Here is a 26,304-nt window from a genome sequence, read left to right as displayed (position 1 = left end):
GCCCCGCCCCCGCCGCCAAGCCCGCCGACACGCCGCAAGCCCTGCACCAAGACGCGGCGCCGCGGCCGTCTGCCGCCCCGGCAGACGACGCGCCCAGAACGCAGGCGGCGGTTCCTTCCCCTGCCGGACCGCAGTCCACCCTGCGCATTACGGAGATCCCGGCGCAGGACCCGAGGGCCTGGCTGCGCGAACTGCGCCAGGCGCTGGACGCCTGCGCGGAGCGCGGGTTCTTCGAGCGCCCGGAATGCGCCTGGGAAGCGCGCGAACGGTACTGCGCGCCGCATCGCGCCTGGGGCGCGGTCAAGGAGTGCCCGGACCGGCCTTGAGCGGGCATGCGCCCGAATCGAAGTTCAATGAACTCACCGGCCGTCGCGGCCTGAGCCAGGCCGAGGCCGCCGCCATCGCCGGCGTGCCGCAATCCAACGTCCCCGGGTCCGCCGCTGCAAGCTGCGGAACATTTCGCCGGAACGCCTGATGCGGCCCCTGGTGGCGCTGGACCAGCATGCCGGGATCGCGGTGGCGCCGGCACGCCGGTCCTGCAAACGCGGCATTTCCGTCGCCGCATGACGCTGCGACGCCGCGTCCGCGGAATGCTTTGGCTTTGCGCCGCGCCCGGTCCGCGCCATAATGCGCAACCGCGGCTTGCGCCGCCCCTCATGCACAGGAACTCCTGAATATGGACGCTACCCTCAGCAGCACCGTCGACACCGCCCTGGCTTTGCAGGGCGCGAACGTCAATCAGGAGATCCAGGCCCGGGTGCTGAAAAAGGCCCTGGATGCGCAGGCCGATACGGCCCTGACCCTGATGCAATCGCTGCCGGTGCTCGCCGTGGACGCAACGCTGGGTTCGCGCATCGACACCTACGCCTGACCGGCCGCGACGACCGGCAGCGCCTGCGCCCGCCCACAGCCTGTCGGACGCCGCAATAAGCGCGTCACGCTCGCCACAAGCGCCAGCCGATCAAGAAAAACGCCGGCCCTTTGGAGGAACCGGCGTTTTCCGTTGCACCCTGCGGCTTGCCCGCGGACTTATTTCTTCTTCATCGGCGGCAAATCCGTGCACACGCCTTCGGCGACTTCGGCGGCCATGCCGACGGATTCGCCCAGGGTCGGGTGCGGATGGATGGTCTTGGCGATGTCGACGACGTCGGCGCCCATTTCCACGGCCAGGGCCAGTTCGCTGATGAGGTCGCCGGCGTGGGTGCCGACGATGCCGCCGCCGAGGATGCGGTGCGTTTCGGCGTCGAAGATGAGCTTGGTGAAGCCTTCGTCGCGGCCGTTGGCGATGGCGCGGCCGGAAGCGGCCCAGGGGAAGACGCCCTTCTCGATCTTGATGCCCTGCTTCTTGGCTTCGTCTTCGGTGAGGCCGACCCACGCGACTTCGGGGTCGGTGTAGGCCACCGAGGGAATGACGCGGGCGTCGAAGAACGACTTCTGGCCGGCGGCCGCTTCGGCGGCGACGTGGCCTTCATGGACGGCCTTGTGGGCGAGCATGGGCTGGCCGACGATGTCGCCGATGGCGTAGATGTGGGGCACGTTGGTGCGCATCTGGCGGTCGACTTCGATGAAGCCGCGGTCGGTAACGGCGATGCCCGCCTTGTCCGCGCCGATCTTCTTGCCGTTGGGGCTGCGGCCCACGGCCTGGAGCACCAGATCGTAGCGCTGGGGCTCCTTGGGCGCGCCTTCGCCTTCGAAGCTGACGTAGATGCCGTCCTTCCTGGCTTCGGCGCCCACGGTCTTGGTCTTCAACATGATGTTGTCGAAGCGGCCGGCGTTTTTCTTCTGCCACACCTTGACCAGGTCGCGGTCGGCGCCCTGCATCAGGCCGTCGAGCATTTCGACCACGTCCAGGCGCGCGCCCAGCGTGGAATAGACGGTGCCCATTTCCAGGCCGATGATGCCGCCGCCGATGATGAGCATCTTCTTGGGGATTTCGCGCAGCAGCAGCGCGCCGGTCGAGTCGACGATGCGGTCGTCCTGGGGCAGGAACGGCAGTTTCACCGACTGGCTGCCGGCGGCGATGATGGCCTGCTTGAAGCGGATCGTCTGGGTCTTGCCGTCCTTGGCGGTGACGGTCATGTGGTGCGGATCGGCGAATTCGCCGACGCCGCGCACCACGGTGACCTTGCGGGCCTTGGCCATGCCGGCCAGGCCGCCGGTCAGCTTGGCGACCACGCTGTCCTTGTAGGCGCGCAGCTTGTCGAGGTCGATCTTGGGCTCGCCGAAACTGATGCCGTGGGCGGCCAGTTCGCGGGCCTCGTCGATGACTGCGGCGTTGTGCAGCAGGGCCTTGGACGGGATGCAGCCCACGTTGAGGCAGACGCCGCCCAGCGTGTCGTAGCGTTCGACCAGCACGGTGGCCATGCCCAGGTCGGCGGCGCGGAAGGCGGCCGAGTAGCCGCCGGGGCCGGCGCCCAGCACCAGCATGTCGCATTCCAGATCGGCCGAACCCGAGTAACTGGCCGCGGCCGGCGCGGCAGGCGCGGCCTGGGCGGGCTGCGGCTGGGCGGCCTCGGCCCTGGGCGCTTGCGGCGCGGCCGCCGCGGCGCCGCCTTCGGCCGCTTCCACTTCCAGGATCACCGAGCCTTCCGACACCTTGTCGCCCACCTTCACGCTGACCGACTTCACCACCCCGCCCTGCGAGGCCGGAATCTCCATCGACGCCTTGTCCGATTCCACGGTGATCAGGCTCTGCTCGGCCTTGATCGTGTCGCCCGCCGACACCAGCACCTCGATGACTTCCACTTCCTTGAAATCGCCGATGTCGGGAACTTTGATTTGCACGGTATTGCTCATGAGGCTCCCCGTTTACAGCGCGATGCGGCGGAAGTCGCCCAGCACGGCGCCCAGATAGGCGTTGAAGCGCGCGGCGGCGGCGCCGTCGATGACGCGGTGGTCATATGACAGCGACAGCGGCACGATCAGGCGCGGCACGAACTGCTTGCCGTCCCAGACCGGCTTGTGCGCCGAGCGCGAAACGCCCAGGATGGCCACTTCGGGCGCATTGATGATGGGAGTGAACGAGGTGCCGCCGATGCCGCCCAAAGACGAGATCGAGAAGCAGCCGCCCTGCATTTCCGCGGGGGAGATCTTGCCGTCGCGGGCCTTCTTGGACAGCTCGCCCATTTCCTTGGCGATTTCCAGGATGCCCTTCTTGTCGGCGTCGCGGATCACGGGCACCACCAGGCCGTTGGGCGTGTCGGCGGCGAAGCCGATGTGGTAGTACTGCTTGAGCACCAGGTTGTCGCCGTCGAGCGAGGCGTTGAATTCCGGGAACTTCTTCAGGGCCGCGACCACGGCCTTGATGATGAAGGCCAGCATGGTGACCTTGATGCCGGACTTCTCGTTTTCCTTGTTGAGCGTGACGCGCAGGGCTTCCAGGTCGGTGATGTCCGCTACGTCGTTGTTGGTGACGTGCGGGATCATGACCCAGTTGCGGTGCAGGTTGGCGCCCGAGATCTTCTTGATGCGCGACAGCGGCTTGGACTCGATGGGGCCGAACTTGGTGAAATCCACCTTGGGCCACGGCAGCAGGCCCAGCGCCGCGCCGTCGGCCGAACCGCCGGCGGCGGCGCCCGGCGCCGCGCCCGAGGCCAGCGCCTGCTTGACGTAGGCGCGCACATCGTCGGCCGTGATGCGTTCTTTGGGTCCGGTGCCCTTGACCTTGCTGAGGTTCACGCCCAGCTCGCGGGCAAACTTGCGCACCGAGGGCGAGGCATGCGGCAACTGGCCGGGTTTCAGGCCCGGGTCTTCGAGCGCGGCGGTAGGCGCGGGACGCGCGGCAGGGGCCGGCGCGGACGGCACGGCGCTTTCCGCCTTGGGCGCGGGCGCGGCGGCCTCGGCCTTGGGTGCGGGCGCGGCGGCGGCCGGCTGGGCCTTGGGCGCGGCCTGGCCTTCGACCACGGCGATCACGGAGCCCTTGGACACCTTGTCGCCCACCTTGACCTTCACTTCCTTGACCACGCCGCCCTGCGAAGCGGGGATCTCCATGGAAGCCTTGTCGGATTCCACGGTGATCAGGCTCTGCTCGGCCTTGATCGTGTCGCCCGCCGAGATCATGACTTCGATGACTTCGACTTCCTTGAAGTCGCCGATATCGGGAACCTGGATTTCAACCGGGCCGGAGGAAGCGGCTTGCTCGGCGGCGGCCGGCGCGGCCTGGGCGGGCTGCGGCTGGGCGGCCTCGGCCCTGGGCGCTTGCGGCGCGGCCGCCGCGGCGCCGCCTTCGGCCGCTTCCACTTCCAGGATCACCGAGCCTTCCGACACCTTGTCGCCCACCTTCACGCTGACCGACTTCACCACCCCGCCCTGCGAGGCCGGAATCTCCATCGACGCCTTGTCCGATTCCACGGTGATCAGGCTCTGCTCGGCCTTGATCGTATCGCCCGCCGACACCAGCACCTCGATGACTTCCACTTCCTTGAAATCGCCGATGTCGGGAACCTTGATTTGCACGACGTTGCTCATGTCTCTTTACCCTTAGGCGTATTGCGGGTTGGCTTTGTTCGGATTGATGCCGTACTTCTTGATGGCTTCGGCCACCTTGGAGGCGGGAACCTTGCCTTCGTCGGCGAGCGCGCGCAGCGCGGCCAGCACCACGAAATGGCGGTCCACTTCGAAGTGCTCGCGCAGCTTGTAGCGGAAATCCGAGCGGCCGAACCCGTCGGTGCCCAGCACCTTGTATTCGCGGCCCTTGGGCATGAACGGACGGATCTGGTCGGCAAACAGCTTCATGTAGTCGGTGGAGGCGATGATGGGGCCCTCCGTCTTGGCGAGCTGTTCGGTCACGTAGGCGACCTGCGGGGTCTTGTCTTCGGGATGCAGCATGTTGTGGCGCTCGGCGTCCAGGCCGTTGCGGCGCAGCTCGGTGAAGCTGGTCACGCTCCAGACGTCGGAAGCCACGCCGAAGTCGGCCTCCAGCAGTTCCTGGGCGGCCAGGACTTCGCGCAGGATGGTGCCCGAGCCCATGAGCTGCACGCGGTTCTTGCCCTTGCCGTGCGATTTCAGCTTGTACATGCCGCGGATGATGCCTTCCTCGTCGCCCGGGGTCAGGCCGGGCTGCGGGTAGTTTTCATTCATCACCGTCAGGTAGTAGTACACGTTCTCCTGGTCTTCCACCATGCGCTTGAGGCCATGCTGGATGATGACAGCCAGTTCGTGCGCGAACGTGGGGTCGTAGGACACGCAGTTCGGGATGGTCGAGGCCAGGATGTGGCTGTGGCCGTCTTCGTGCTGCAGGCCCTCGCCGTTGAGCGTGGTGCGTCCGGCCGTGCCGCCCAGCAGGAAGCCGCGCGCCTGCATATCGCCGGCGGCCCAGGCCAGGTCGCCGATGCGCTGGAACCCGAACATCGAGTAGTAGATGTAGAACGGGATCATGATGCGGTTGTTCGAGGAGTACGACGTGGCCGCCGCGATCCACGAGCTCATGGCGCCCGCTTCGTTGATGCCTTCCTGCAGGAGCTGGCCGTCGGCCGCCTCCCGGTAATACATGACCTGGTCCTTGTCGACCGGCACGTATTTCTGGCCTTCCGGCGCGTAGATGCCGATCTGGCGGAACAGGCCTTCCATGCCGAAGGTGCGCGATTCGTCGGCCAGGATGGGCACGACGCGCGGACCGAGCTGCTTGTCGCGCAGGATCTGGTTGAGCACGCGCACGAAAGCCTGGGTGGTGGAGATCTCGCGGCCCTCGGCGGTGGGTTCGAGCACGGCCTTGAAGGCGTCCAGCGCCGGCACCTTGAGCTGCTCGTCGGCCTTCTGGCGGCGCTTGGGCAGATAGCCGCCCAGGGCCTTGCGGCGCTCGTGCAGGTATTGCATCTCGGGCGAGTCTTCCGCCGGCTTGAAGTACGGCAGCTCGGCCAGCTTGTCGTCCGGGATCGGTATGGCGAAGCGGTCGCGGAACTCGCGGATGGAATCCAGCTCCAGCTTCTTCTGCTGGTGAGTGGGGTTCTTGGCCTGGCCGACGTGGCCCATGCCATAGCCCTTGATGGTCTTGGCCAGGATGACGGTGGGCTGGCCCTGGTGCTTGACGGCGGCGTCGAAGGCGGCGTAGACCTTGTGCGGATCGTGGCCGCCGCGGTTCAGGCGCCAGATGTCTTCGTCGCTCATGCGCGAGACGGCCTCCAGCAGCTTGGGATGCTTGCCGAAGAAGTGCTCGCGCACGAACTTGCCGTCGTTGGCCTTGTAGGCCTGGTATTCGCCGTCCACGGTTTCTTCCATGATGCGGCGCAGAATGCCTTCCTTGTCGTGCGCCAGCAGCGGATCCCAGTAGCCGCCCCAGATCAGCTTGATGACGTTCCAGCCCGAGCCGCGGAAGTCGCCCTCGAGTTCCTGGATGATCTTGCCGTTGCCGCGCACCGGGCCGTCCAGGCGCTGCAGGTTGCAGTTGATGACGAAGATGAGGTTGTCGAGCTTTTCGCGGGCCGCCAGGGCGATGGCGCCCAGCGACTCGGGTTCGTCCATTTCGCCGTCGCCGCAGAACACCCAGACTTTGCGCTTGCTGGTGTCGGCGATGCCGCGGGCGTGCAGGTACTTGAGGAAGCGCGCCTGGTAGATGGCCATCAGCGGGCCCAGGCCCATGGACACCGTGGGAAACTGCCAGAAGTCCGGCATCAGCTTGGGGTGCGGGTACGACGACAGGCCCTTGCCATCGACTTCCTGGCGGAAGTGGTTGAGCTGGTCTTCAGTGAGGCGGCCTTCGAGATAGGCGCGGCCGTACATGCCGGGCGAGGTGTGGCCCTGGAAATAGACCAGGTCGCCGCCATGGTCTTCCGTCTCGGCGTGCCAGAAGTGGTTCTGGCCGCAGCCGATCATGGTGGCCAGCGAGGCGAACGAGGCGATGTGGCCACCCAGGTCGCCGCCGTCGGGCGGGTTGTGCTTGTTGGCCTTGACCACCATGGCCATGGCGTTCCAGCGCACGTACGAGCGGATGCGCGCCTCGAGTTCGAGGTTGCCGGGGTGGGCGGGCTCCAGGCCGGGAGGAATCGTGTTGACGTAGGCGGTATTGGGCGAGAACGGGATGTGCGCGCCGGAACGGCGGGCTTCGTCGATCAGGCGCTCCAGCAGGTAGTGCGCGCGCTCCGGCCCTTCGCGGTCGAGGACTGCCGCCAGGGCTTCAAGCCATTCCTGGGTTTCTTGGGTGTCTTCGTCGTTGGCGGCCTGCACGGCGCCGGCCTGGGCGTAAGAGGACATCGTGTGTCTCCTGTTGGGGTTCGTTCATGACCACGCCCGCTTATTCGATGTATATGTCGATGTACTCGCGGACCAGGCGCGCCGGCCGGGATCTTCCGGGCCGCCACGGCAGGATGGGTCGGGCTGTATCGAGAAAGACCGCTGCAGGGTCGGTTCCCTATCAGCGGGCATTCTAAGAAAGAAGACGGATCGCCCGCAAGGAAAATTTCATGTTGCGGTACGGCATTTTATAATGTGAAAAATTGACGAAAAGCTGAACACCTGCGACCGCGATTTCGTCATACTTTGCGGACTATGGCAAAAGAGAGGCCCGGTCTCCGGGAATTACGTCCCGACACGAATTAAAATGCGGACTCATTCCCAGCCTAATTCCATGTCCAGCGCGCCAAAGTCGAATATACCCACTCCGTTTCACGATCACGCCCGCACGCGCCGGCGTGGGGTGTACTGGCTGACGCCCGCCCTGGTGCTCGTCCTGTACATCTGCGTGATGGGGGTGTTTTTCTGGTTGCAGCGCATCCATGACGACAGCGTCATGTTTGTGACCATCGACCAGGAAATGCGCCAGCAGCGCCTCATCTGGGTGGTGCTGGCGCTGTCGTGCGTGATTGTCATCAGCCTGCTGATGCTGTGGCGCTACACGCGCTTCCGCTCGGCCGCCGAGGCCGCGCTCATCGCCGAGACGGGTTTCCGCCGCGCCATGGAGAACTCCATGTCCACCGGCATGCGCGTGCTCGACATGGAAGGCCGCATCGCCTACGTGAATCCGGCGTTCTGCCGCATGATCGGCTGGAACGAGGCCGACCTCATCGGCCGCAGCCCGCCCTTCCCCTACTGGGTGCCCGGCCGCCACGAGCAGCACCAGCACACGCTGGATGTGCTCATGTCGGGCAAGACGCCCAGCAGCGGGCTGGAAGTGGAGGCGCAGCGCCGCGACGGCTCGCGCTTCACGGCGCGCATGTACGTGTCGCCGCTGCTGGACCCCAACGGCAACCAGATCGGCTGGATGACCTCCATGACCGACATTACCGAACCCAAGCGCATCCGCGAGGCGCTGACCGCCGCGCACGAGCGTTTCATGACCGTGCTGGAGGGCCTGGACGACGCGATTTCCGTCACCGCCGACACGCACGACGGCCTGGAGCTGCTGTTCGCCAACCGCACGTACCGGCGCGTGTTCGGCGCCCAGACGGGCGGCCACGACGAGCTGCTGGCCGGCCGCCGGGGCCGTTTCACGGACGAATCGGTGGAAGTGTTCGCGCCCTCCGTGCAGCGCTGGTTCGAGGTGCACCACCGCATGCTGGCCTGGACCGACGGCCGGCGCGTGCGCATGCAGGTGGCCCGCGACATCACCGAGCGGCGCAATCACGAGGAAGCCTCCCGCATACAGCAGGAAAAGATCCAGCTCACCAGCCGCCTGACCACCATGGGCGAGATGGCCTCGTCGCTGGCGCACGAGCTGAACCAGCCGCTGACCGCCATCGCCAACTACAGCATGGGCGCCGTGGCCCTGGTGAAAGCCGGCCACACCAGCCCCAACATGCTGCTGCCGGCGCTGGAAAAGGCCGCCTCGCAAGCCGAGCGGGCCGGCAAGATCATCAGCCGCATCCGCGAATTCGTGAAGCGCAGCGAGCCGCGCCGCCAGCGCGTGGCCATCGGCCGCATCGTGGAAAACGCCATCGGCTTCGCGGAAATCGACGCGCGCAAGCGCCGCATCCGCATCGAGAGCTTCGTGCCCTCGAACGCGCCCGACGTGCTGGCCGACCCGATTCTCATCGAACAGGTGCTGCTCAACCTGCTCAAGAATGGCCTGGAGGCCATGGAAAAGAGCGAGTCCGACGAACTCAAGGTGGCGGTCATTCCGCACGAGCAGCATATCGAAGTGGCGGTGGTGGACCGCGGCCACGGCCTGGCCGAGCCCGAGCGCCTGTTCGAACCGTTCTTCAGCACCAAGTCCCAGGGCCTGGGCATGGGATTGAATATCTGCCGTACCATTATCGAATCGCATCACGGCCGCCTGTGGGCAGATCCCAACCCCGCCGGCGGCACCATCTTCCGCTTCACCCTGCCCTGCGCAACCTCCCAGGCGCAGGCCCAGAACGATCAGTCCGAGGAGTTGCATGCATGAACACGCCCCCCCTGTCGAGCACGGTTTTCATCGTCGATGACGACGAAGCGGTACGCGATTCGCTGCGCTGGCTGCTGGAAGCCAATGGCTACCGCGTGCGCGCCTACGCCAGCGGCGAGACCTTCCTCGAAGATTACGACCCCGCCCAGGTGGGCGTGCTCATCGCCGACGTGCGCATGCCCGGCATGAGCGGCCTGGAGCTGCAGGAGCAGATCATCGCCCGCAACGCGCCCCTGCCCATCGTCTTCATCACCGGCCACGGCGACGTGCCCATGGCGGTGTCGACCATGAAGAAAGGCGCGGTGGACTTCCTGGAAAAGCCGTTCAACGAATCCGACCTGCGCGAGATCGTGGCCCGCATGCTGGAGCAGGCCACCGAGCGCGTGAGCAAGCACCAGGCGCAGAAGGATCACGAAGCCATGCTGGCGCGCCTGACCGCGCGCGAGCAGCAGGTGCTGGAGCGCATCGTCGCCGGCCGCCTCAACAAGCAGATCGCCGACGACCTGGGCATCAGCATCAAGACCGTCGAGGCGCATCGCGCCAACATCATGGAAAAACTCGAAGTGACCACCGTAGCAGACCTGATGAAAGTCGCCCTGGCAAAGCCGGAGGCGCACGCATGACCGCCATCCGGCCGAACCAAGGCGGTTCCGCAAGCCGCGAGCCCCTGACCCCTGGCCTGCGCGCCGGGCGCGCGGAGGCCCGCGCATGACCGCAAGAATCATCGACGGCGCCGCCCTGTCGCAACGCATCCGTGAGGAAGTCGCCCGGCGCGTGGCGGCCCTGTCGGCCCGGGGCGTGCGTCCCGGCCTGGCCGTGGTGCTGGTGGGCGAAGACCCGGCCTCCCAGGTGTACGTGCGCAACAAGGTCGCCGCCTGCGAAAAAGCCGGCCTGCATTCCGTCAAGGAGCAGTACCCGGCCGACATGACCGAGGCCGAGCTGCTGGCCCGCATCGACGCGCTGAACCAGGACCCGTCCATCCACGGCATCCTGGTGCAGCTTCCCCTGCCCAAGCACATGGACGCCCACCGCGTCATCGAGGCGATCGCGCCCGAGAAAGACGTGGACGGCTTCCATATCAGCAACGCCGGCCTGCTCATGACCGGCCAGCCGCTGTTCCGGCCCTGCACGCCCTACGGCGTCATGAAAATGCTGGAATCCGAAGGCGTGCCGCTGCGCGGCGCCGAGGCGGTCATCGTGGGCGCGAGCAACATCGTCGGCAAGCCCATGGCCATGCTGCTGCTGGCGGCCGGCGCCACCATCACCATCTGCAATTCCAAGACGCGCGACCTGGGCGCCCAGACCCGCCGCGCCGACGTGCTGGTGGTGGCCACGGGCAAGCCCGGCATGATCGACGGCTCCATGATCAAGCCTGGGGCCGTCGTCATCGACGTGGGCATCAACCGCGGCCCCGACGGCAAGCTGTGCGGCGACGTGGATTTCGCCTCCGCGAAGGAAGTCGCCGGCGCCATCACGCCCGTGCCCGGCGGCGTGGGCCCCATGACCATCGCCATGCTGCTGGTCAACACCGTCGAAGCGGCCGAGCGCGCCGCGGGCTGACGCGCGCGCCATGCCGGGAAGGCGCGCCGCTTTCCCGGCCGGCGAGCCCCGCCCCGCCGGCGGGATCCTCCGGTGAACCCTTGCCGATGCGGCCTTTCCGGCAAAGCCCGTTCTCTGGCGTCCGCCGCGCCGGCCGCGCTTGATTTCCCGCGTTCAGCCCCCACCCTTTACCTATTCCCGTTTTCTTTACGCGTGCAGGCCATGACCCAGAATCCCCTTCTCGCTCCCGTTTCAGACCTGGTCGATTACGCGGCCGTCAAGCCCGCGCACATCGTGCCCGCCGTCGAGGAGCTGCTGGCCGGCGCGCGCCTGGCGGTGGACCGCGCCGCCGATCCCGCCCTGCCCCCCACCTGGGAGGCCGTGATCGAGCCGCTGGACACCGCTTCCGAACGCTTGTGGCGCGCCTGGTCGGTGGCCGGACACCTGAACGCCGTGGTCAACACGCCCGAGCTGCGCGAGGCCTATAACGCCGCGCTGCCGCGGGTTACCGAATTCTCCACCTGGGTGGGCCTGCACGAAGGACTCTACCGGCAGTACCAGCGCCTGGCCGCGTCCGCCGATTTCGCCTCGTGGAGCCCCGTGCGCCGCCGCATCGTCGAACTGGCCCTGCGCGACTTCCGCCTGAGCGGCGTCGAACTGCAAGGCGCGGACCGCGAGCGCTACGCCGAGATTTCCGACCGCGAGGCCCAGTCCTCGCAGAAGTTCTCGGAAAACGTGCTGGACGCCATCGACGCCTGGTCGCTCCACGTCGAAGACGAATCGCGCCTGGCCGGCATTCCGGCCGACGTGCTGCAGGCCGCGCGCGCCGACGCCGAACAGGAAGGCAAGGCCGGCTGGAAACTCACGCTCAAGATGCCCTGCTATCTGCCCGTGATGCAGTACGCCCGCGACCGCGCGCTGCGCGAGGCGCTCTACCGCGGCTACGGCACCGTGGCCTCCGAGCAGGGCGACGCCCGCTACGACAATTCGCCGCTCATCGAAGAGCTGCTGGCGCTGCGCGCCGAGGAGTCGCGGCTGCTGGGCCTGGGCACCTTCGCGGCCTTGCGGCTGCAGACCCGCATGGCGCGCGACGCGGCCGAGGTCACCGCCTTCCTGCGCGACCTGGCGGCGCGCGCCAAGCCCTATGCCGAACGCGACCTGGCCGGGCTCAAAGCCTACGCGGCCGCCGAGCTGGGGCTGTCCGACCTGCAGCCCTGGGACGTGCCCTACGCCTCCGAGCGCCTGCGCGAGGCGCGCTATGCCTATTCCGAAGACGAGGTTAAGCAGTATTTCACCGAGCCCAAGGTGCTGTCCGGCCTGTTCGAGGTGATCGAGACGCTGTTCGGCGTGCGGCTGCGCGAAACCCCGGTTTCGTCCTGGCACGCCGACGTGCGCGGTGTGCGCGTGGAAAGCCCCTCGGGCGAACTCATCGGGCACCTGTACCTGGACCTGTACGCCCGCGCCGGCAAGCAAAGCGGCGCCTGGGTGGACAGCGAGCGCACCCGCCGCGTGGCGGGCGGACGCCTGCAGACGCCGGTCGCCTACCTGACCTGCAATTTCTCGCGGCCGGCGGGCGGCAAGGCGGCCATGCTCACGCACGACGACGTCATCACCCTGTTCCACGAAACCGGGCACGCCCTGCACGCCCTGCTCTCCGAAGTGGACGAGCCCGGCGCGGCGGCCTTCGCCAGCGTCGAATGGGACGCCATCGAGCTGCCCTCGCAATTCATGGAAAACTTCTGCTGGGAGTGGGCCGTGGTGCAGAAGCTGTCGGCCCACGTGGACACGGGCAAGCCCCTGCCCCGCGAACTCTACGACCGGCTGGTGGCCGCGCGCAACTTCCAGAGCGGCATGCAGACGGTGCGCCAGATCGAGTTCGCGCTCTTCGACATGCTCATGCATGACCGCCCGCAGGGCATTTCCATCGCCGACGTGCTGGCCCTGCTGCAGGAGGTGCGCGCCGAGGTGGCCGTGCTCTTCCCGCCTTCGTGGCACCGCCTGCCCCATGCTTTCTCGCATCTGTTCGCGGGCGGCTACGGCGCGGGCTACTACAGCTACAAATGGGCCGAAGTGCTGTCTGCCGACGCCTACGAGGCTTTCGAGGAAGCGGCGGCGCGCCAGCCCGGCAATGTCCTCGGCACGCTGGACCCCGAAACCGGCGCGCGCTTTCGCCGCGAAGTGCTGGCCGTGGGCGGCTCGCGCCCGGCGGCCGAGTCCTTTGCCGCCTTCCGGGGCCGCGCGCCCCGCATCGACGCGCTGCTGCGGCACAGCGGCATGGCCGCCTGACGCAGGAACCGGGGCCCGCCGCGCGGGCCCCGTTGCCATGGAGCGGCCGCTTCAATCCGCGGCGGGCCTGCGCGCCGAAACCACCAGCCAGCGGCCGTGCACCGACTGGCGCGAAGCCGCCTGGCGCCAGAAACTGCGGCATTCCTCGTTTTCGGCGCGGCGGATGCGGCGCCGGTAGTACAGCTGCGAAGGCACCGCCAGCAGGTGCTCGATGGCCCGCTTGGGCTTGACCTCGTCTACCTCGTGCAGGGTGATGTCCTGGAAGCCATAGTGATGCAGCAACAGGTGCAACTGCGGGAAATTCCAGGGAAAGTACGTGATGTAGTCGCGGCCGCGCTGGCGCCCCACCATGGGCCGGAAGCCCGAATGGAACCCGCGCAGCAGGAACTGCAGCCGCGAGCGGAAATACCAGGTGTTGGGCGTGGTGACGATGAGCGTGCCGCCGGGCCGCAGCGCCCGGTAAAAGCTCTGCGCGAGCACGCCGGGGTTCGTCAGGAGATGGATGGCTTCGCAGCAGACCACCGCGTCATAGGCGCGCTCGCCCCGCAGCGGGGTGTCGAGATCGTGTTCGGCCACATGGCGGTAGCCGCCGTCCGGCCCGGGGAATTCCCAGAGGCCCAGGCCGTCGAGCTGGATGGCGAGATCGGGATGGCGCCTGAGCGCGCTGCCCAGCCAGCCGTCGCCGCATGGGGCGTCCAGCACCTCGGCGGCGCCGCGTTGTCTGAGGATGTCCAGCACGACCGGCTGGTAGGGGAACGTGATTGGGACCTGGGTTGACTGCATGTTACTGTTGCTGGCGCCGGCGGCGTTGGGAATGCTTATCATGGCTGACGAAACCCCGACTTTATTTCATCGCCGCGATAATACGGGGGATTCTCCCAACTGCTCACAATTTAGAGAGTTTTCTTAATTCGTTTTCCCGATCGGCCCGCCCCGGCGGGATTGCGCCAGGACAAAGCCGCCGGGCGCCCGCACGGGTAGAATCCGGGATCGACCCTGGCTGACTGTCCGACTCATGCGAATCCCGCTTGCCCTCCGCGCATGGCGCGGCCTGCTTCTCGCCCTCTGTGTCCTGGTTGCGGCCTGCGGCCCGGCCGCGGAACCGTGGGCCCTGCACGACGTCAAGGGCCACCTGCCCGATCTGAAGTTCTCGCTTTCCGGCGCCGGCGGCAAGCGCGTGAGCGCCGACGACTTCAAGGGCAAGACCGTGCTGCTGTTCTTCGGCTACGCGAGCTGCCCCGACATCTGCCCCACCACCATGGCGCAACTGAGCGCCGTGCTGCAGAAGCTCGGCGACAAGGCCGCCGACGTGCGCATCGTATTCGTCAGCGTCGATCCGCACCGCGACACGCCCGACGTGCTGCAAGCCTATGTGGACGCCTTCTCGGCCAACGCCATCGGGCTGACCGGCAACGAGAAGGAAATCGCCGACCTGGCGCGCCGCTACCGCGTCGCCTACCAGATCGAAAAACCCCGGCCCGGCGACGCCCCCGACTCGTACGAAGTGACCCACAGCCGCGGCGTCTATATTTTCGACAACCGCGGCAAGGCCCGCCTGCTGGCTTCGGACACCGACAGCACCGAAGCCCTCGTGCACGACCTTTCCCGGCTCGTCGACGCCGCTTCCTGAGCGGCCCGGCGTTCCGCATACGTGTTGTTACACCCGCCCCGCGCCGGGCATGGGTATCATCACTGCGCAAGCCCAACTTTCCTTTGGACAAGGAGCAAGCGCATGAGCATTATCATCATGATCATCGTCGGGTTCGTGGTCGGGCTGATCGCCCGCGCCATCATGCCCGGAGACCAGAACATGGGCATCATCATGACCACCATCCTGGGCATCATCGGCTCGGTGGTCGCCGGCTTCCTGGGCCAGCAATTGGGCTGGTACGCGCCAGGCGAACCGGCAGGCTGGATCGGCTCGGTCGTGGGCGCCATCATCGTGCTTTTCGTCGTTGGGCTGATTGCCAAGAAACGCGCCTGACGCGTCAGCGCAAGAAAAAAGCCGATCGCGCGATCGGCTTTTTTCTTGCCTCTTCGGGAGCGGGGCGGGCTCGCAGAGCGTCCCGCCCTGCCCCGTCAGCCGCCTTCGGCCTGCGCGGACCTGACGGTGCGCTCGCTCCAGCCGCCGCCCAGCACTTTGTAGAGCGTGACGAGGTTGGAGAGCCGCGACAGGCGGGTGTTCACCAGCACCTGCTGCGAGCTGTAGAGCGCGCGCTGGGAATCGAGCACGCTGAGGTAGTCGTCGATGCCCTGCCGGAAACGCTGCTCGGAAAGATCGTAGGAGCGCTGGTTGGCGGCCACGAGCTGTTCCTCGGCGAAGATCTGGCGGTTCAGGGTGCCGCGGCCGGCCAGCGCGTCGGCCACTTCGCGAAAGCCCGTCTGGATGGCTTTCTCGTACTGCGCGACCTGGATGTTCTTCTGCACCTTGGCCAGGTCCAGGCCCGCCAGCAGCGAGCCGCCGGCGAAGATGGGCATGGTGATCTGGGGCGTGAAGCTCCAGGCGCCCGAGCCCGCGTCGAACAGGCCGCCCAGGCTGGCGCTGGCGGTGCCGGCCGAACCGGTGAGGCTGATGGTGGGGAAGAACGCCGCGCGCGCCGCGCCGATGTTGGCGTTGGCCGCCTTGAGCTGGTGCTCGGCGGCGCGGATGTCGGGCCGGCGCGCCAGCAGGTCCGACGGCAGGCCGGCGGGCAGGTTCGCGGCGAGCATGCCGTCGTCGAGCCGGGCGGCGCGGTCGAGCCCGTCCGCCACGTCGGGCGGCAGCGGCTGGCCCGCGAGCAGCACCAGCGCATTGCGGTCCTGCGCGGCCTGGCGGGTGTAGAGCGACAGGTTGCGCTCGGCCGTGCGCAGCGACACCTCGGCCTGGCTGAGATCCAGCGCCGTGGACAGGCCCTGGTCGTAGCTCTGCTTGGTGAGCGCGTATGAATCCTGCTGGCTCTTGAGCGTTTCGCGCGTGAGCTGCAGCAGTTCCTGGTCGGCGCGCAGGGTGAGGTAGGCGTTGGCCACTTCCGCGATCAGGCTGAGCTGCGTGGCGGTGCGCGTCTCGTCCAGCGCGAGGTAGGTTTCCAGCGCCTTGTCGCTCAGGCTGCGGATGCGGCCGAAGAGGTCGATCTCCCAGGACGCCAGCGCCCCGCCCACCTGGTAGCTGTGGCTGGTGGTGGCCTGGCCGCCGTAGGACAGGTCGGCCGGCGTGCGCTGGGCCGATTCCTGCGCCGCCACGCCCACGCTGGGCATGAGGTCGGCACGCTGGATGCGGTACTGCGCGCGCGCGGCCTCCACGTTGAGCGCGGCCACGCGCAGGTCGCGGTTGTTGGCCAGCGATATCTCGATGAGCCGCTGCAGCAGCGGGTCGGCGAAGAAGTCGCGCCAGCCGATGTCGGCGGCATTCACGCCGGGCGCGCCCTGCCCTTCGGCCTGCGCATAGGCGGGGCCGGAGGGATAGGCCGCGTCCACCGGCGCCTGCGGCCGCTCGTAGGTCGGAGCCAGCGAGCAGCCCGCCAGGGCCGCCGCCAGGGATACAGACAACAAAGTTCTCATCGGGTAATTCATTTCGGTTGTCCTTCCTCGCCCAGCGGACCCTCGGCGGCGGGCGCGTGCTTGTCGCCGCGCTCGCTCTGGCGCTGCACCTTGAAGACGCGCAGCATCACGACGAAGAAGGCGGGCACGAAGAAGATGGCCAGGAAGGTCGCGGTCAGCATGCCGCCGATCACGCCGGTGCCGATGGCGTTCTGGCTGCCCGAGCCCGCGCCGGAGGAAATGGCCAGCGGCACCACGCCCAGAATGAACGCCATGGACGTCATCAGGATGGGACGCAGACGCTGGCGCGCCGCATGGATGGCGGCTTCCGTCAGGCTGGCGCCCTGCTCGTAGTGCTCCTTGGCGAACTCCACGATCAGGATGGCGTTCTTGGCCGCCAGGCCGATGGTCGTGAGCAGGCCCACCTGGAAGTACACGTCGTTGGACAGGCCGCGCAGCAAAGTCGCGCCCAGCGCCCCGATGATGCCCAGCGGCACCACCAGCATGACGGCGGACGGGATGGTCCAGCTCTCGTACAGCGCGGCCAGGCACAGAAACACCACGATCAGCGAGATGGCATAGAGCGCGGGGGCCTGGGCGCCCGAGAGCCGCTCTTCGAACGACAGGCCGGTCCATTCGTAGCCCACGCCGGTCGGCAGCTTGGCCGCCAGGCGCTCCATTTCCTGCATGGCCGCGCCCGAGCTGTAGCCGGGCGCCGCCTGGCCCTGGATGTTGTACGACGGCACGCCGTTGTAGCGGTTGAGCTTCTGCGGACCGAAGGTCCATTTAGCGGTGGCGAAGGCCGAGAACGGCACCATGCCGCCTTCCTGGTTGCGCACGTACCACTTGTTCAGGTCTTCGGGCAGCATGCGCGCGGACGGCTCGCCCTGCACGAACACCTTCTTGACGCGGCCGCGGTCGATGAAGTCGTTGACGTACGACGAGCCCCAGGCCGTGGCCAGCGTGGCGTCGATGTCCGAGACGGCCACGCCCAGGGCGCGCGCTTTCTCGCGGTCGATGTTCAGCTCGTACTGCGGCGCGTCTTCGATGCCGTTGGGACGCACGCCCACCAGCATCGGGCTCTGCGCCGCCTCGGCCAGCAGCTGGTTGCGGGCGGCCAGCAGCTTCTCGTGGCCCACGCCGGCGCGGTCCATGAGCTGGAAGTCGAAGCCGCTGGCATTGCCCAGCTCCATGACCGAGGGCGGCGGCACCACGAACAGCATGCCGTCGCGGATGGTCTGCCGGAAATGGGCGTTGGCGCGGGCGGCGACCGCGGCCGCCTTCAGCGACGAATCGGTGCGCTCTTCCCAGTCGCGCAGCTTGACGAACAGCAGCGAGGCGTTCTGGCCGCGGCCGCCGAAGTTGAAGCCGTTGACCGCGAACACCGACGCGACCGCGTCCTTCTCGTTTTCGAGCAGGTACTTGGTGGCGGTGTCGATCACCTGCTTGGTGCGCTCCGCCGTGGCGCCCGGCGGCGTCTGGATCTGCGCGAACAGGATGCCCTGGTCTTCGTCGGGCAGGAAGGCCGTGGGAATGCGCATGAACATCCAGCCCATGGCGATCACGATGACCACGTAGATGAGCATGAGGCGCTTGGTGCGGTGCAGGCCGCGCGCCACGGAGTTGGCGTAGCCGTGGCTGCTGGCCTCGAACTTGCGGTTGAACCAGCCGAAGAAGCCGCGCTTGGTGCCGTGATGGCCCTTGGGAATAGGCTTGAGCAGCGTGGCGCACAGCGCCGGCGTGAAGACGATGGCCACCAGCACGGACAGCACCATGGACGAGACGATGGTGATGGAGAACTGGCGGTAGATCACCCCGGTCGACCCGCCGAAAAAGGCCATGGGCACGAACACGGCGGCCAGCACCATGGCGATGCCGATCAGCGCGCCGGTGATCTGCGTCATGGACTTGCGCGTGGCCTGCTTGGGCGTGAGCCCCTCCTCGGCCATCACGCGCTCCACGTTCTCCACCACCACGATGGCGTCGTCCACCAGCAGGCCGATAGCCAGCACCATGCCGAACATGGTGAGCGTGTTGATGGAGTAGCCGAAGGCCGCCAGCACGCCGAAGGCGCCGAGCAGCACCACCGGCACGGCCAGCGTCGGAATCAGCGTGGCGCGGAAGTTCTGCAGGAAGAGGTACATCACCAGGAAGACCAGGACGATGGCCTCGACCAGCGTCTTGAACACTTCCTCGATCGACAGGCTCACGAAGGGCGTGGTGTCGTATGGGTAGACCACGTCCATGCCCGGCGGGAAGTACGGCTTCAGGCTGTTGATGGTGTCGCGCACGTTCTGCGCGGTGTCCAGCGCATTGGCCCCGGGCGCCAGCTTGATCGCCAGGCCCGAAGCCGGCTTGCCGTTGTAGAAGCTGTCGATGGCGTAGGTCTGGCCGCCCAGCTCGATGCGGGCCACGTCGGCCAGCAGCACCCGCGAGCCGTCGGCGTTGACCTTCAGCAGGATGCGGCCAAAGTCCTCGGGCGTCTGCAGGCGCGAGGGGCCGATGATCGTGGCGTTGAGCTGCTGGCCGCGCACGGCGGGCAGCCCGCCGAGCTGGCCGGACGAAACCTGGACGTTCTGTTCCTTGATGGCGTTGACCACGTCGACAGTGGTCAGGTTGTAGTTGACCAGCTTGTCGGGATCCAGCCAGATGCGCATGGCGTACTGCGAGCCGAAGAGCTGGAAGTCGCCCACGCCCTGCGTACGGCTGATCGGATCCTGGACGTAGGAGGCCACGTAGTCGGCCAGGTCTTCCTTGGTCATGGAGCCGTCGGTGGAGACGAAGCCCGCCACGATGAGGAAGTTCTTCGTGGCCTTGGTGACGCGGATACCCTGCTGCTGCACTTCCTGCGGCAGCAGCGGCTGGGCCAGCGACAGCTTGTTCTGGACCTGCACCTGGGCGGTGTCGGGGTTGGTGCCCTGGCGGAACGTCAGCGTGATGCTCATGCTGCCGTCGGAATTGCTTTCCGAGGAGATGTATTCCAGCCCGTCAAGGCCGTTCATCTGCTGCTCGATCACCTGCACCACGGTGTCCTGCACGGTCTGCGCCGAGGCGCCCGGATAGGTCACCGAGATGCCGATGGCCGGCGGCGCGATGTTGGGGTACTGCGACACCGGCAACTGCAGGATGGAAAGCGCGCCGGCCATCATGAGCACGATCGCGATCACCCAGGCGAACACCGGCCTGTCGATAAAAAACTTTGCCATGCAAGGCTCCCTGACTACTGCTGCTTCGCGGCGGCTGCGCCGGCCTGCGATTGCGCGGGCGTGGGCGCCGCGGCCTGCGCTTCGTTGGCCACGACTTCAATGCCGGGCCGCACCATCTGCAGACCTTCGACGATGACCCTGTCGCCGGCCTTCAGGCCGGACGTGACCAGCCATTTGTCGCCGATGGCGCGGTCGGTCTTGAGTTCGCGCAGCTCCACTTTGTTGTCGGCGTTGACCACCAGCGCCGTGGGCAGGCCGCGCTGGTTGCGCGTGACGCCGCGCTGGGGCACCAGCAGGCTGTCGGCGTCCACGCCATCGGCCAGCCGGGCGCGCACGAACATGCCGGGCAGCAGCCGGTGCTCGGGGTTGGGGAACACCGCGCGCAGCAGCACCGAGCCGGTGCTCGGGTCCACCGTCACTTCGGAGAACTGCAGCTTGCCCGGCACCGGGTACTGCGAGCCGTCTTCCAGTGTCAGCGCCACCTGGGCCGCCTGCTCGCCCTCGGCGCGCTTGAGCTGCCCGCTGGCCAGCGCCTTCTGCAGGCGCAGCAGTTCCACGCTGGACTGGGTCACGTCCACGTAGATGGGATCGATCTGCTGCACCGTGGCCAGGGCCGCGCTCTGGTTGGCGGTGACGAGCGCGCCTTCGGTGACCGTGGAACGCCCGATGATGCCTTCGATGGGCGACAGCACCTTGGTGTAGACCAGGTTGATGCGCGCGGTCTCCAGCGCGGCCTTGGCCGACAGCACATCGGCCATCGCCTGGTCGCGCGCCGCCACCGCGTTGTCGTAAGTCTGCTGGCTGACCGCGCGCGTGGCGACCAGCGGCTTGTAGCGCTCGACGAGCAGCGCCGCGGTTTTCTGCTGCGCCTGCGCGCGGGCCAGCGCGGCCTTCTGGCTGTCGAAGCTGGCCTGATAGAGCGCGGGATCGATCTGGTAGAGCTGCTGGCCCGTCTTGACCTCGCCGCCCTCGGTGAAGAGGCGCTTCTGGATGATGCCGTTGACCTGCGGCCGCACCTCGGCCACGCGGTAGGCCGAGGTGCGGCCCGGCAGTTCCGTGCTGAGGGAAACCGGCTGGGTAGCCAGGGTAACGACGGTAACCTGGGGCTTGCCCGCCTGGGCCGCCTCCTGTTTCTTGCCGCAAGCGGCCAGGGTCAGGGCCGTTGCGGTCAGCGTCGCTACGGCCGCGCTGCGCCACAGGGCGCTGTGCTTGTTGATAGATTGCATTCCGATTTCCAAGAGAGTTACCCCTTTGCTGCAAAGTCGGGCCGCGGCGCCGCGGGACCGCGGGGCCGGCCGACGGTAAACAGGATTCCGCCGGGGCGGCGGGCGGCCGCGGCGCCGGAAGGAAAAATGTCGTACACGGGGGAACGGGAGATGATGCTGCGTTGCAAAAGTTGCATTTTGCGTTATCCCGCACGAGAAACAAAGAGGCACTTTGCGAAAACATCGTTCCAGTTATGGGACAATTTAAGCTCCGCCTCCATGACAAAATGCCCCCATGAAACGCCTGCAAGGAATGGAACTCTTCGTCGAGGTCGCCAAGACGCACAGCTTCAGCCGCGCCGCGGCCGCCCTGGGCGTGCCCAAGTCGACCCTGTCGAGGCAGGTGGCCGAGCTGGAACGCTCGGTGGGCCTGCGCCTGCTGAGCCGCACCACGCGCAAGGTCGAGCTGACCGACGCCGGCCGCCTGTATTTCGAGCGGTGCCAACGCATCGTGGCCGAGGCGCAGATCGCGCACGAAGAACTGCAGAAACTGGTCGACAGGCCGGCCGGACCGCTGCGGGTCAATATGCCCGCCGATTTCGGCACGGATTTCCTGGCGGAATCGTTCATGGATTTCTCCCGGCTTTATCCGGACGTCACTTTCTATCTGGACCTGGCCAATCCGGACCACGCGCAGCGCGTATTCCAGACCTGCGACATTTCCATCGAAATCGGCGAACTTCCCGATTCGAACCACATCGCGCGGCCGCTGGGCATGCTGCCCGCCTACCTGTATGCGTCGCGCGACTACCTGGAAAAGCACGGCGAACCGCGCCATCCCCATGACCTGACCCGGCACGAATGCATCGAGTTCCGCGCGAAAGGCGCGGGACAGGTCACACGATGGCCGCTCAACAACGGGGACCAGCACATCGAATTCACGCCGGGCAAGCGCTTTTCGGTCAACGGCGTCGCCATGGCGAGGCGGCTCGCCATGCTGGGCGCGGGCATCGTGGTGCTGGTGGGAGGGCAGTCCGCCGAACAGAAATCCGGCCAGTTGCAGCGGGTGCTGCCCGATTGGCAACTGGGGCCGTTTCCTGTCTATGCGGTGACCGAAACGCGGCTTCTGCCGGCAAAAACCCGGATCTTCATCGAGTTCCTCATGCAGCGGCTCGGCGCGGACGGCCAGGGCAAGAATACTCCCGCTTTCATGAAATAAAGATTAACGGGACGGTAATCGAAACCAACTGAAAAATCTGCAACGAGGTCAGAAGCGCTCGTCCTGGCGCAGATAGCGCCATTGCCCCAGCGGCAGGTCGCCCAGGGCCACGCGGCCGATGCGCACGCGCTTCAGGCCCACTACCTTCAGCCCCACCAGTTCGCACATGCGGCGGATCTGCCGCTTCTTGCCTTCGCGCAGCACGAAGCGGAGCTGGTCGCCGTTCTGCCAGCGCACCTGGGCCGGGCGCAGGGGCTTGCCGTCCAGCGACAAGCCATGATTGAGCAGGGCCAGGCCGTTCTCGGCCAGGCTGCCCTGCACGCGCACCAGGTATTCCTTCTCGACCGTGGAGTCCTCGCCGATCAGCTGCCGGGCCACCCGGCCGTCCTGCGTCAGCACCAGCAGGCCCTGCGAATCGATGTCGAGGCGGCCGGCCACCGCCAGGCCCTCGAGATGGCGGCGCTCGAAGCGCAGCGGCGAACGGTCGCCCGCGTAGCGGGAGCGCGCGTCGATGAGCGCCACCGCCGGGGTGTAGCCCTTTTCGGCCTGGCCGGACACATAGCCCACCGGCTTGTTGATGAGTATGGTCACGCGGGCGGTCTGCCGCGCCCGGGCGGCCCGCTCCAGCGTGATTTCCTGGTGGGGATAGGCGCGCGCGCCCAGCTCGGAAACCACTTCCCCGTCCACGCGGACCCAGCCGCGCTCGATGTAGTCGTCGGCTTCGCGGCGCGAACACAGCCCCCGCTCGGACATGAGCTTGGAGATACGTACTTTTTCCATGGGCGGTATTGTATGCGCGGGCCGCCCGCCGCCTCTTGGCATAATACGCAGCCATGATTACCGACGCAGCGCGATACGCCCCTCTTGCCCCCGGCTGGCTGGCCGGTCCGCCTCCCCTGCTCTCCCGCGCCCAGCGCCATTGGCTGTTCCGGCCCGGCGCGCTGACCGCCGGACTGCGGCAGCTCGGCCGGGTGCGGCTCGAGGTGCTGGCCGAATACGCCGAGGGCGCGCGCGCCGACGAGGCCTGCGCCATGCGCATCGCGGCCGGCTCGCCGGTATGGGTGCGCGAAGTGCTCATGTCCATAGACGGCGTGGACGGCGTGCCCGCCCGCAGCCTGACGCCGCTGCGGGCCTCGCACGGCCCCTGGCAGGGCATGCGCCGTCTTTCGACCCGGCCCCTGGCCGACATGCTCTACCACGACCGCACGGTGCAGCGTTCGCCCTTCGCCTGCCGCCGGCTGTCGCCGGAAGTGCCTTTTCACGCCACCGCCGCCCGTGTGCTGGCCGCGCGGCCCGGCGCTCGCGCCGATGTCTGGGCGCGGCGCTCGGTATTCTGGCGCCTGGGCGAGCCGCTGCTGGTGGCCGAGGGTTTCCTGCCCGCTTTCTGGGAAATCGCCGGGCGGCGCCCCGCCCCGCCGCTGCGGCCCCACCAGCGCACGCCGGGCGCGCGCTGAACTTTTTTCCGCGCGCCGCCATGGCCGGCTTATAGTGTCCTGCCCCCCAGGCAAGGAGACATGCCATGGCTTTGACGCTCTACCTGCACCCGCTGGCGTCGTTCTGCCACAAGGTGCTGATCGCCTTTTATGAAAGCGAGGTGCCGTTCCGGGCGGTGACGGTGGATCTGCAGGACCCCGAATCGGCCGCGCCCGTGCGCGACGCATGGCCGGTGGGCAAGATCCCGCTGCTGCGCGACGAAGACGCCGGCCGGGCGGTGCCGGAAAGCAGCATCATCATCGAGTACGTCCAGGCGCGCCGCCCCGGCCCCGCGTCCCTGCTGCCGCAGGATCCCGACGCCCGGCTGCAGGCGCGGCTCTGGGACCGCTTCTTCGACCAGTACGTCTCGGTTCCGATGCAGAAGATCGTGCTCGACCGCCTGCACCCGGAAAACGCGCGCGACCCGCAGGGCGTGGCCGCCGCCCGCCAGACCCTGAACACCGCCTACGCCATGATCGACGAGCGCGCGCGCCGCCACGACTGGGCGGCGGGCAACGCCTTCACGCTGGCGGACTGCGCGGCCGCCCCGGCCCTGTTCTACGCCGCCATCGTGCATCCGTTCCCGCCCGCGCTGGACGGCCTGGCCGCCTACTTCGAGCGCCTGCTGGCCCGCCCGTCGATGCGCCGCGTGCTGCGCGAGGCGCGGCCGTACTTCGGGATCTTCCCGTACCGCGACGCCATGCCGGCGCGCTTCCTGCAAGACTGAAGGCCGCCGCCCGCCCTCAACGCGACGCGCCCGCCGGCGGATCGGCCTGCCATTCGATGCGGTTGCGCCCGCGCTGCTTGGCGTTGTAGAGCGCGCGGTCGCTGCGGTTCAGGGCGAGTTCCGCGTTCTCGTCGCGCCAGTGCATGGCGGCGATGCCGATACTGACCGTCAGCGCGATGCCGCGCCCGCCGGCGGTGAACGACGAGGCAGCCACGCATTCCTGCAGGCGCACGGCGAAACGGTGCGCGTCGTCGAGCGCGGCGCCGGGCAGCAGCACGGCAAACTCCTCGCCCCCGATGCGCCCGCCCACGTCGCTGGTCCGCAATTGCCCGCGCAAGGTCTGGGCGAATTGCTGGAGCACGCTGTCGCCCGCGGCATGGCCCCAGGTGTCGTTGATGCGCTTGAAATGGTCCAGGTCGCACATCAGCACGGCGGCGTCCGGGCCGCCATGGCGCCGGATGCGCGCCAGTTCCTCGGCGATGCGGGCCATGAAATGGCGGCGGTTGGGCAGTGCGGTGAGCGCGTCGGTGGCGGCCAGTTCGCGCAGCTCGAATTCGGCCCGCTTGCGATCGGTGATGTCGGTGATGAAGCCGTGCCACACCATGTCGCCGTCCGGCCCGGTCTGCGGGCGGGCCTCCCCCTGGCGCCAGCGCGTGCCCAGGCCGGGCAGGCAGACGCGGAACTCCAGGCGCCAGCATGCCTGGCCGGCCATGGCGGCGCGCAGCGAGGCCCGGTAAGCCGCCAGGTCTTCCGCGTGCACCCGGCGTTCCACCGCCAGCGGATCGGCCACCGCCTCGGCCGGCGTCAGGCCGAACATGTCGGCGATGCCCGCGCTCACGTAGGTGAACCGCGAATCGCCGTCGCCGCGGTAGCGGAACTGGAATACCAGGCCGGGCACCGCATCGGTAAGATTCACCACCAGGTCCGCCGTGCGCTGCAGCCGCTCGGCCATGACGCGCATGGCGGTGATGTCGGTGGTGGTGCCTATCATGCGCAGCGCCCGGCCCTGCGCGTCGCGGCTGACCACCTTGCCCCGGCTGCAGATCCATTTGTAGGAGCCGTTCTTGCAGCGCACGCGGTGCTCGACTTCGTAGGCGTCGGTCTTGCCGTCGAAATGCGCCTGCATCGCTTCCCGCACGTAGGCCGCGTCGTCGGGATGCAGGCGGCCGTAGGCGTCTTCGATGCGGTCGGAAAGCTCGTGCGGGCCGTAGCCCAGGAGGGCCTTCCAGCCCGCCGAGTAATGGATCTGGCCGGTGACCACGTTGCGGTCCCACACACCCGTGCCGCTGCCCTCCACGGCCAGTTCCAGCTTGCGCGCCTCGTCTCGCCAGGACGCGTCGCCGGCCGGCGGGGAGCGCTGCGCCATCACGGCCGCGGCGAGCGCGGCGAAATCGCGCAGCGCCGCCACGTCTTCGCCGGACCAGGGCCGCGGCTGCCGGCGCAACAGGCGGAACGCGCCCAACGGGCGGCCGTCGGCGCCTTCGAGCGCGCAGGCGGCATGGAAATGGCAGTGGGCGTACGGCTGCGGCAGCGGGGCGCCCGCCCCGCCGGCCGGCCAGGCGGCGGCTTCGGCATCCGGAGTCACCAGCGCCAGGTCGACGGAGAAATGGCTGGCCGCCAGCCCGCACAGCCTCCGCAGCGCCGCGTCCGCTGCGGACGCCGCCGCCGGTTCCGCGCCGCCTTCGGCAAGCAGCGGCATGGCGGTTTCACGTGTCGCGCGCATGTCCCGTCGTGATGGCAAATGGGCTCCGGTCGCGCCCCGAGTCAAGCCGGACGCGCTGACATTTTGTCACGTTGCGGCGCGTTTCGGCATTAAT

At 67.8% G+C, this 26,304-nt stretch carries 19 protein-coding genes and 1 pseudogene; 11 read left to right on the top strand and 9 right to left on the bottom strand.

Annotated elements, in window-relative coordinates; genetic code table 11:
* Positions 1–326: pseudogene (locus NGJ44_RS12820) on the top strand (hypothetical protein); the annotation flags it as partial.
* A gap of 350 nt (positions 327–676) precedes the next feature.
* On the top strand, positions 677–871 hold the full coding sequence (locus tag NGJ44_RS12815; RefSeq protein ID WP_053246439.1) for a YjfB family protein: 195 nt from the start codon (positions 677–679) through the stop codon (positions 869–871).
* Positions 872–1,029: 158 nt separating this feature from the next.
* Here NGJ44_RS12815 and lpdA read toward each other — a convergent pair whose 3' ends face one another.
* Genes lpdA through aceE form a run of 3 tightly spaced genes read right to left on the bottom strand, consistent with a single transcriptional unit; the run spans position 1,030 to position 7,188 of the window.
* Positions 1,030–2,796, bottom strand: coding sequence for a dihydrolipoyl dehydrogenase (gene lpdA / locus NGJ44_RS12810; RefSeq protein WP_251864149.1), 1,767 nt, complete (start codon positions 2,794–2,796; stop codon positions 1,030–1,032).
* Between the two features lie 12 nt (positions 2,797–2,808).
* Complete coding sequence (gene aceF / locus NGJ44_RS12805; RefSeq protein WP_251864148.1) at positions 2,809–4,467, bottom strand: dihydrolipoyllysine-residue acetyltransferase; 1,659 nt, start codon at positions 4,465–4,467, stop codon at positions 2,809–2,811.
* Positions 4,468–4,479: 12 nt separating this feature from the next.
* Positions 4,480–7,188: a pyruvate dehydrogenase (acetyl-transferring), homodimeric type gene (aceE, locus tag NGJ44_RS12800; RefSeq protein WP_251864147.1), complete on the bottom strand. Its 2,709-nt coding sequence runs from the start codon at positions 7,186–7,188 to the stop codon at positions 4,480–4,482.
* Positions 7,189–7,561: 373 nt separating this feature from the next.
* On the opposite strand from aceE, the gene NGJ44_RS12795 reads away from it, so the two are divergent.
* From NGJ44_RS12795 to NGJ44_RS12780, 4 genes are all read left to right on the top strand, one after another.
* The gene (locus NGJ44_RS12795) at positions 7,562–9,316 is read left to right on the top strand and encodes a PAS domain-containing sensor histidine kinase (RefSeq protein WP_053244768.1); all 1,755 of its coding nucleotides are present in this window, start codon (positions 7,562–7,564) and stop codon (positions 9,314–9,316) included.
* Complete coding sequence (locus NGJ44_RS12790; protein ID WP_053244767.1) at positions 9,313–9,939, top strand: response regulator transcription factor; 627 nt, start codon at positions 9,313–9,315, stop codon at positions 9,937–9,939. Before NGJ44_RS12795 ends, NGJ44_RS12790 begins: the two co-directional genes overlap by 4 nt.
* Before the next feature lie 85 nt (positions 9,940–10,024).
* A complete protein-coding gene (gene folD / locus NGJ44_RS12785) occupies positions 10,025–10,876 on the top strand; it encodes a bifunctional methylenetetrahydrofolate dehydrogenase/methenyltetrahydrofolate cyclohydrolase FolD (RefSeq protein WP_053244766.1) in 852 nt (283 codons plus the stop codon).
* A 201-nt stretch (positions 10,877–11,077) separates the two neighbouring features.
* Positions 11,078–13,141, top strand: coding sequence for a M3 family metallopeptidase (locus NGJ44_RS12780; RefSeq protein WP_251864146.1), 2,064 nt, complete (start codon positions 11,078–11,080; stop codon positions 13,139–13,141).
* Between the two features lie 51 nt (positions 13,142–13,192).
* On the opposite strand, the gene NGJ44_RS12775 is transcribed toward NGJ44_RS12780, so the two are convergent.
* Positions 13,193–13,924 (bottom strand): class I SAM-dependent methyltransferase, encoded by a 732-nt coding sequence (locus NGJ44_RS12775; RefSeq protein ID WP_082308313.1) that lies wholly within the window; start codon positions 13,922–13,924, stop codon positions 13,193–13,195.
* 232 nt (positions 13,925–14,156) lie between these two features.
* Between NGJ44_RS12775 and NGJ44_RS12770 the strand changes: the two genes are divergently transcribed.
* Both NGJ44_RS12770 and NGJ44_RS12765 read left to right on the top strand, forming a co-directional pair.
* Complete coding sequence (locus NGJ44_RS12770) at positions 14,157–14,771, top strand: SCO family protein (protein WP_251864145.1); 615 nt, start codon at positions 14,157–14,159, stop codon at positions 14,769–14,771.
* A 102-nt stretch (positions 14,772–14,873) separates the two neighbouring features.
* Entirely contained in the window at positions 14,874–15,125 is a 252-nt protein-coding gene (locus tag NGJ44_RS12765) for a GlsB/YeaQ/YmgE family stress response membrane protein (protein ID WP_053244764.1), read from the top strand.
* Between the two features lie 95 nt (positions 15,126–15,220).
* Here NGJ44_RS12765 and adeC read toward each other — a convergent pair whose 3' ends face one another.
* The 3 genes from adeC to NGJ44_RS12750 are packed head-to-tail and all read right to left on the bottom strand — an operon-like array spanning position 15,221 to position 21,080.
* Positions 15,221–16,690: an AdeC/AdeK/OprM family multidrug efflux complex outer membrane factor gene (gene adeC, locus NGJ44_RS12760; RefSeq protein ID WP_053244763.1), complete on the bottom strand. Its 1,470-nt coding sequence runs from the start codon at positions 16,688–16,690 to the stop codon at positions 15,221–15,223.
* On the bottom strand, positions 16,687–19,863 hold the full coding sequence (locus tag NGJ44_RS12755; protein ID WP_053244762.1) for an efflux RND transporter permease subunit: 3,177 nt from the start codon (positions 19,861–19,863) through the stop codon (positions 16,687–16,689). The genes adeC and NGJ44_RS12755 overlap by 4 nt, the downstream gene beginning before the upstream one ends.
* A gap of 14 nt (positions 19,864–19,877) precedes the next feature.
* On the bottom strand, positions 19,878–21,080 hold the full coding sequence (locus NGJ44_RS12750; RefSeq protein ID WP_502802127.1) for an efflux RND transporter periplasmic adaptor subunit: 1,203 nt from the start codon (positions 21,078–21,080) through the stop codon (positions 19,878–19,880).
* 301 nt (positions 21,081–21,381) lie between these two features.
* Here NGJ44_RS12750 and NGJ44_RS12745 point away from each other — a divergent pair, with 301 nt between their 5' ends.
* A complete protein-coding gene (locus NGJ44_RS12745) occupies positions 21,382–22,287 on the top strand; it encodes a LysR family transcriptional regulator (protein WP_053244761.1) in 906 nt (301 codons plus the stop codon).
* A 48-nt stretch (positions 22,288–22,335) separates the two neighbouring features.
* Here NGJ44_RS12745 and NGJ44_RS12740 read toward each other — a convergent pair whose 3' ends face one another.
* Positions 22,336–23,067 carry a pseudouridine synthase gene (locus tag NGJ44_RS12740; RefSeq protein WP_053244760.1) on the bottom strand — a complete coding sequence of 244 codons (732 nt, stop codon included), beginning with the start codon at positions 23,065–23,067 and terminating at the stop codon, positions 22,336–22,338.
* Between the two features lie 53 nt (positions 23,068–23,120).
* Between NGJ44_RS12740 and NGJ44_RS12735 the strand changes: the two genes are divergently transcribed.
* A complete protein-coding gene (locus NGJ44_RS12735) occupies positions 23,121–23,741 on the top strand; it encodes a chorismate--pyruvate lyase family protein (RefSeq protein ID WP_251864143.1) in 621 nt (206 codons plus the stop codon).
* Between the two features lie 65 nt (positions 23,742–23,806).
* Entirely contained in the window at positions 23,807–24,487 is a 681-nt protein-coding gene (locus tag NGJ44_RS12730) for a glutathione S-transferase family protein (protein ID WP_251864142.1), read from the top strand.
* A gap of 16 nt (positions 24,488–24,503) precedes the next feature.
* On the opposite strand, the gene NGJ44_RS12725 is transcribed toward NGJ44_RS12730, so the two are convergent.
* Positions 24,504–26,210 carry a sensor domain-containing diguanylate cyclase gene (locus NGJ44_RS12725; protein WP_251864141.1) on the bottom strand — a complete coding sequence of 569 codons (1,707 nt, stop codon included), beginning with the start codon at positions 26,208–26,210 and terminating at the stop codon, positions 24,504–24,506.
* Positions 26,211–26,304 lie beyond the last annotated feature (94 nt).

The organism is Achromobacter sp. Marseille-Q4962 (assembly GCF_943737005.1).
Taxonomy (GTDB): Bacteria; Pseudomonadota; Gammaproteobacteria; order Burkholderiales; family Burkholderiaceae_B; genus Achromobacter.
This window is presented reverse-complemented; position numbering and strand designations above follow the sequence as displayed.